This window comes from Anaerolineales bacterium (assembly GCA_022866145.1).
Lineage (GTDB): Bacteria > Chloroflexota > Anaerolineae > Anaerolineales > E44-bin32 > PFL42.
Map to the genome: position 1 here is coordinate 1 of JALHUE010000076.1, position 1708 is coordinate 1708.

The 1708-nt window shown below is 64.5% G+C and carries 1 protein-coding gene; it reads right to left on the reverse strand.

Annotation, left to right across the window (positions count from 1 at the left end; translation table 11 throughout):
- Window positions 1–235: 235 nt before the first annotated feature.
- Window positions 236–1708 (reverse strand): ABC transporter transmembrane domain-containing protein (locus MUO23_02525; protein ID MCJ7511828.1); only part of this gene is annotated, 1473 nt, incomplete at its 5' end.

The window sequence follows — 1708 nt, forward strand, 5'->3', positions numbered from 1 at the left end:
ACCCATCCCGCTGAATGGTGACGAGATCCCGCGGGACATCCTGGCCGCGATGGATGTTGTGGGCCACCCTTCGGATCTCAAGACGGCGCTGCAGATCCTGCGGCAGGTTGACGCAGCTATCGGTCACGACCGCAACCCTGGGCATGGCGTTTTGTCCGTTCCGGCGAGCGGCGGGAATCGGTCGGGCGTGGCCTATGCATTGGATTCCTGGGCCGCCGGAGATGCAGGTGTCGATTCATGCCTCGAGCGTGGTCATTTCGCGGAACTGCATCGCGTGCAGCCTGGCATACAGGCCGTTCCCGGCCAGCAACGCCTCGTGGGTGCCGGCTTCGACGATGCGGCCCTTGTCGAGCACCAGGATCCGGTCCGCGTGGCGCACGGTGCTGAGGCGATGGGCGATGATCATCGTCGTTCGACCCTGCATCAGCCGCGTCAGGGCTTCCTGGACGAGCTGCTCGCTCTCGCTGTCTAGGCTGGAGGTGGCTTCGTCGAGAAGCAGCAGGCGAGGGTCCTTGAGCAAGGCCCGGGCGATCGCCACCCGCTGGCGCTGGCCCCCGCTCAGTCGCACCCCGCGCTCACCGACGAGGGTGTGATACCCCTGAGGCAGATCGGCGATGAATTCGTGGGCATTCGCCGCCCTGGCGGCGGCTTCGACTTCGGTCGTTGATGCCTGCAGCCGACCGTAGCGGATGTTCTCCTCGACCGAGCCGCCGAACAGGATGGTCTCTTGCGGCACGATCGCCAGGTGCTCCCGCAGGCTGTGCTGGGTGATCTGACGCAGGTCGATCCCGTCCAGCAGGATGGAGCCTGCGGTCGGGTCATAGAACCTGGGGACCAAGGTGAAGATGGTGCTCTTGCCGGCTCCGCTCGGACCGACCAGCGCCACGACCTCGCCGCGGGCGATTTCGAGGCTGATGCCTCTCAGGACGTGCTGCTCATCCTCATAGCCGAAGTGCACATCGCGAAAGGAGATTTCGCCTCGAACATCTTGGATGAGGAGTGCGCCAGGGGCATCCTCAAGCTGCGGAGGTGTGTCGATCAGCTCAAAGACGCGTTGGGAAGCGCCGATGCTCTCTTGGAAGCTGGCGTACAGGCCGACCAGTGTGCCGACGCTGGCGGCAACCGTCAGGCCGTAGATCAGGAAGGCGATCAACTCCCCGGCCGTCAGACGTCCGGCAAGAACCTCCCGGCCCCCAAACCAAAGGATGAGTGCGATCACGCTGAAGCCGAAGAAGGCGATCATTGCCCCGAATACTGAGCGGATCCGAAGCATACGCAGTGCGGCCCTCACCGACCCCAACACGGCGCGCCCAAATCGCTCGATCTCGAAACCCTCGCGGGCGAAGCCCTTCACCACTCGGATGTTCTGCAGGACCTCTTCCGCTACGACGGTGGATCCGGCGAGCTCATCCTGCAGGCGGGTGCTGGCCCGCTGCAGGAACAGCCCGAAGCCTGCGGCGAGCACGCCCATCACCGGGGCCAGGATCAGAATGAACCGCGAAAGAAGGGGATTCAGAACGAACATTAGCGCAACGGCGCCGACCAGAACCAGCGTCTGCTGCAGCAGAGCGCCCAGGTCGCGGGTGAGAGTGGCCCTCAGGGTTGTGACGTCGTTGGTCAGGCGCGAGATCAGTTCGCCGACCCGGTGGGTCTGGTGGAAGTCCATCGAGAGGCGCAGCAGATGCTGATAGAGCTCGTTCCGCAGGTC